This is a genomic window from uncultured Escherichia sp. (assembly GCF_948475835.1).
GTDB lineage: Bacteria > Pseudomonadota > Gammaproteobacteria > Enterobacterales > Enterobacteriaceae > ECMA0423.
Genome location: NZ_CAOLGM010000196.1, coordinates 1 through 5,061 on the forward strand (window position 1 = coordinate 1; position 5,061 = coordinate 5,061).

Genomic DNA, 5,061 nt, shown 5'->3' on the forward strand with positions numbered 1-5,061 from the left:
CTGTAGTTCAGTCGGTAGAACGGCGGACTGTTAATCCGTATGTCACTGGTTCGAGTCCAGTCAGAGGAGCCAAATTCAAAAAAGCCTGCTTTCTAGCAGGCTTTTTGCTTTCTAATTACCAACGCTCTTAAAACATCTGTCTTGAACCAGAACTAATTTGCACAGGCATTCCCGATCGACGTTGCAACGCAGCATTTGCGCGATTTACATCAACTTCTTGCCCGCTGATAAACGCCCGCAAAGATGGGGTTACCGGCAATGGCACTTTTCGGTCAGACTCATATTCTGCACGATTGCGCGACAACGGCTCATGAACTTCCAGCCAGTTCGAGCCATCTGGTTCAGTGGTGTATTTTACTGGCTGGTCGATAATTTGCACACGCGTCCCAACAGGAACATTATCAAACAGATATTTGATATCGTCATTGCGCAGACGAATACAGCCCTGACTTACCCGGAGCCCAATACCAAAATTGGCATTGGTACCATGGATGGCATACAACCTGCCAATATAAATCGCGTACAGCCCCATGGGATTATCGGGGCCCGCAGGAACAAATGCGGGCAAACTCTCCCCTCGTTTCGCATATTCGCGCCGAGTGTTCGGCGTTGGCGTCCAGGTTGGAGCTTCTTGTTTACGTTCAACGGTAGTCACCCAGTTACGCGGGGTTTCTCGCCCAGCCTGGCCGATACCAATAGGAAAGACTTCCACAGTATTACTGTCTGGTGGGTAGTAATAAAGACGCATCTCAGCGACGTTAACCACAATCCCTTTACGAACAGTGGCGGGCAAAATCAGTTGCTGCGGAATGGTGAGTTGCGAGCCAGACTTCGGCAAAAAAACATCAGCGCCCGGGTTCGCTTCCAGCATGTTACTTAACCCTTGCCCGTATTGTGCGGCAAAAGTCTCCAGCGGCTGGGTATTGTGATCAGGAACAGTTACAGTAAACGACTGCCCCACTAAACGGCTACCCTCTGGAGGTAATGGATAAGTTACCGCCAGGCTAGTATGGCTGGCAAAAAGCAGAGCAAATGAGCAAAAAATATTTACACGACGCATCATGTCCCTTTCCTAAGTCGCGAAAGCTATCCGTTAAGTATAGCTTTTATCAGACTTTTCGTTTTTAACTGTTCAAATCAGAAGTCGTATTCCCCGGTAGAACAATATTACTGGCAGCAAGTTCGCCCATGTTGTTATATATCGCACAGGCAGCTTCGATGATGGGCATCGCCAGAGCTGCGCCACTCCCCTCACCTAAACGCATCTCCATATTGAGATAAGGCTCCAGCCCCAAATGCGACAGCGCAATACGCGCCCCTTTTTCTGCCGACAGGTGAGAAGGAATGAGATACGGTTTGATTGCAGGAGACATCTGGCAGGCTGCGAGCGCGGCAGCATAAGAAAGAAATCCATCCAGCAACACGGGTAAACCGCAGGAAGCAGCGCCTAACATCACGCCAGCCATTCCGACCAAATCAAATCCACCCACTTTTGCCAGGACATCAACGCCATCCTGCGGATTTGGTTGATTCAACGTAATCGCCCGGCGCACAACATCAATTTTATTAGCCAGTTTATCTGTCGGCAGGTTTGCGCCAATCCCAACCACTTCTTCAGGAGCCCGGCCAGTGATTGTGCTGACTATTGCCGCTGCCGGTGTCGTGTTTGCCATCCCCAGTTCACCTACACCAAACAGCGTAACACCGTTTTTTGCCAGCTCCCGCGTATAACATATGACGTCCAAAAGCAACTTTTCTGCCTGATGGCGACTCATTGCCGGAGCTGAAGCAATATTGCCACTACCTCGAGCAACACGCATGTTGATAAGCCCGGGGATAGGCTCAGCAGTATCAATACCAACATCAATTACGTAGACGTTAGCGCCCGCTTGTGCTGCCAGCACACACACGCCGGTTGTTCCGCGGGTCATATTTTCAGCCTGAATGGCTGTCACTTCTTTTGGGGAAATAGCGACCCCTTCCTCCCAGACGCCGTGATCGGCACACATAACCAGTACCGCTTTTTTGCCCACATGCGGTATGCCATTCAACCCCGGCATTCCTGCCAGTTGTATGGCAAGCGCCTCCAGCCTTCCCAGGCTACCAACAGGTTTGAGTAACCCGTCAATATGCCGTTGTGCACGCGACATCGCGGCAGGATCGATGGCAGGGATCGTATTCAGTAAATCGGCAAGTGTTTGCATGTCACGTCTCTTTATAGCAGTGCCAGCAGGAAGACCAGTTCACCAAGCTCTATAGCAGCTCCCAGCGTATCGCCGGTTTGCCCGCCCAGCGTACGTTTGAGAAGCTGACCGAGGATGAAAATCGCCACCATCGTCACCACCATAGCAGCCACACCATGCATACCCGGCAATAATACGGCAGCAAAAATAGCGGCTAAGCCGAGTGTGACGCAGGTTTGTCGCCCATCAATTTTGCCAATGAACACATTGCCAAGCCCTTCTTCCCGGGCATAACGATGACGATACATCAATAATGCGGCAGTCCCGCGGCTGACCGCACATGCTGCCGCCAGCGATGCAAGGATCGGTTCGCCACGCAGAGCCAACTCGCTTAACACCAGAATCTTTGCCAGTACCACAAAAATCAATGCCAGACCGCCGTGGGTGCCTAAACGGCTATCACGCATGATTTCCAACATGCGATCGCGGCTACGTGCAGAAAATACGCCATCACAGGTATCGGCGAGGCCGTCCAGGTGGAATCCCCCGGTCATCAGCGCCAGCACAAGCACGCTAAACAGTGCCGCCAGTGGTACGCCACACCATGCCTGCAGCACCATGAAGACCAGCCCGCTAATCGCGCCAAGCAATAATCCAATTAAAGGAAAAGTAATAATACCGCGAGAATAATGCTCGAAATCCAGTCCCTGGGACCAGCGACGCGGTACAGGCAGACGCGTAATAAAAGAGAGCATCGCCCAAAATAATTTACTCATTTGATTTTTACTCCAATACCCGAAACCACCAACCATACTTCATTTGCCGCAGCGGCCAGCTGCTGATTTACCCGCCCGGCAATATCACGAAAATGTCGTGCCAGACGACTCTCCGGCACAATCCCCATTCCCACTTCGTTAGTCACTAATACAACCTTTGCGGGACAACGTTGGCAGGCAGCAATCAACGACTGAATCTCAGCATTAATCGCCTGTTCCATCGCCTGATAATCCCATTCATCAGGGTCTTTATCGCCGCCATAATCAAACAACAGATTAGTCACCATGGTGGTAACGCATTCCAGCAATACAGCCTCATGCGGGTTAATGTCTGCATGAATTAATTCATCAAGATGTTGCCAACGCTCCACCGTGCGCCAGTGCGCCGGGCGGCCTTGCCGATGATGTTCTATCCGTGCAGCCATCTCATCATCAAGGATTTGTGAGGTGGCGATATACAGAACCTGTGAAGAGTCCCCAATAAGCGCCTCTGCATGGCGACTCTTCCCGCTCCGTGCGCCCCCCGTCACCAAAATCATCATACCGACTCCTGATTCAATTGTATGATGGTATTCATTGAACAGAACAATGGATCCCCCACCGTTGCTGACCGCAAAACATTTACGCGATTAATACTGCGCGTAATATAATTAAAAATCCAGCATTCTCAATCCATTACGAAAGAAGATGGCTATGTGGAATAGCCAGACTTCCTCGTGTTAACGTCTGACAAAATGCGTCATTGACAGCGGTTTCTCTGGAATGACAGATTTCATTCAGATAATGGATTAATGCTACAGCCCCACCAGCCGGACCAGTCAGCAAACGGGCATTGTGTTCTGCAATCAAAATTACCGTCGTTCCCTCAGAATGAGCGAGCCATTCTGGTACGGATATCTCGCTTTCAGCTGCTATCAATAGCAGCACTGAATAATCGCTATACGCATCTGATAACGATTGCACAGGCCCACCATCAAGAGGCTGGAAATCTTGCTGCCAGTCCTCACCAACAAAACAGGTTATTGGCAATATTTCAGCCAGATGTTTCGCCAGATCCACATCTCCAGATAAGAGGCAAAAAAGAGCTATCGATTCGGGTTTTATCGTTTTCATGTCTCTCGCCCTCCACTTAATTTCCTGTAATGGCGGTCTGGTTGATAAGCCATGAAACAATATTGCCACACCTTGAATGCAGCCCTGGTGCCTGTCGGCACTGCGATGAAAGAACTAAATGATGCCGCCATACCCTGATCCTTTCAGGGTGGTAGGGGTATAAAGACGCGCCAGTACTCTACCGGACGCTTCCGGGCAACCCACTTCCCACCGAAGTTGTTGGTATTGACTGACAGACTGGTCTTCTGGCTTAGCGTCATCCTCACCCGACCTTCCCAATCTCGCGATCAGTGGCATTTTCGGGTTTGTCAGCATTACAGCAGCGGGGGCTGCGAGGGATTTTCACCCTCTTCCCAGGCACAAATGTGCCACACCTGTCAGCGTATGTTATGAGCTGATTTCACTTTTCCCATAACACGTAAATAACGTTAATTATTCATTCCAGCGTTTATTTAAACCTTCCCTTTTTTTAGCATTTATTCTATACCGTTTCCATCGCCGCATTTTCACTCACTTGCTGTCGATACACCTGCGGCGTAACCTGATAAGTCTGACGGAAAACTTTGCAAAAATAACTGGTTTGCGAAAAACCTAAATTACGCGCAATGCTGGCGATGCTCCAGTCACTATGGCACAGTAACTCACGAGCGCTGGCCATCCGTTGTTGGTTTACCCACGCATTAAAACCGATTCCATGGTATTTCTTGAATAACTTACTGAAATAATAAGGACTTAGATAAACGTGCGAGGCGACATCTTCCAGACGCAAATCGTCTGATAAATGCGCATCAATATAGCGTAAAGCTTTTTTCATTTTATTGTCGTGGGGATTAGGCGCACGAGTCTGGCGCACCGAATCTGACCGAGATTTGTTCTCTTTAATAACCACAAAATTGAGTTGTTTTTTGAGGCAATTTTCCACAATCAACTTCAACAAATCAGCAGAGGCCATAACTCTTGAGTAATCCATCTCAGGAACTTTGCGGAAT

General features: G+C 49.4%; 5 protein-coding genes, 1 pseudogene and 1 riboswitch. All 6 genes and pseudogenes read right to left on the reverse strand.

Annotated features, from left to right (window positions below):
- Positions 1 to 127: 127 nt before the first annotated feature.
- Complete coding sequence (gene ldtA / locus QZF50_RS22475; RefSeq protein ID WP_000986308.1) at positions 128 to 1,063, reverse strand: L,D-transpeptidase; 936 nt, start codon at positions 1,061 to 1,063, stop codon at positions 128 to 130.
- A 61-nt stretch (positions 1,064 to 1,124) separates the two neighbouring features.
- Positions 1,125 to 2,204, reverse strand: coding sequence for a nicotinate-nucleotide--dimethylbenzimidazole phosphoribosyltransferase (cobT, locus tag QZF50_RS22480; protein WP_001193798.1), 1,080 nt, complete (start codon positions 2,202 to 2,204; stop codon positions 1,125 to 1,127).
- An 11-nt stretch (positions 2,205 to 2,215) separates the two neighbouring features.
- Positions 2,216 to 2,959 carry an adenosylcobinamide-GDP ribazoletransferase gene (cobS, locus tag QZF50_RS22485; RefSeq protein WP_001297350.1) on the reverse strand — a complete coding sequence of 248 codons (744 nt, stop codon included), beginning with the start codon at positions 2,957 to 2,959 and terminating at the stop codon, positions 2,216 to 2,218.
- Positions 2,956 to 3,501 carry a bifunctional adenosylcobinamide kinase/adenosylcobinamide-phosphate guanylyltransferase gene (cobU, locus tag QZF50_RS22490; protein WP_000973159.1) on the reverse strand — a complete coding sequence of 182 codons (546 nt, stop codon included), beginning with the start codon at positions 3,499 to 3,501 and terminating at the stop codon, positions 2,956 to 2,958. The genes cobS and cobU overlap by 4 nt, the downstream gene beginning before the upstream one ends.
- Positions 3,502 to 3,634: 133 nt before the next feature.
- A complete protein-coding gene (locus QZF50_RS22495; protein ID WP_000849054.1) occupies positions 3,635 to 4,072 on the reverse strand; it encodes a hypothetical protein in 438 nt (145 codons plus the stop codon).
- A 217-nt stretch (positions 4,073 to 4,289) separates the two neighbouring features.
- A riboswitch (cobalamin riboswitch) is annotated at positions 4,290 to 4,465 on the reverse strand.
- 88 nt (positions 4,466 to 4,553) lie between these two features.
- Positions 4,554 to 5,061 (reverse strand): annotated as a pseudogene (gene pocR / locus QZF50_RS22500) (regulatory protein PocR); the annotation flags it as partial.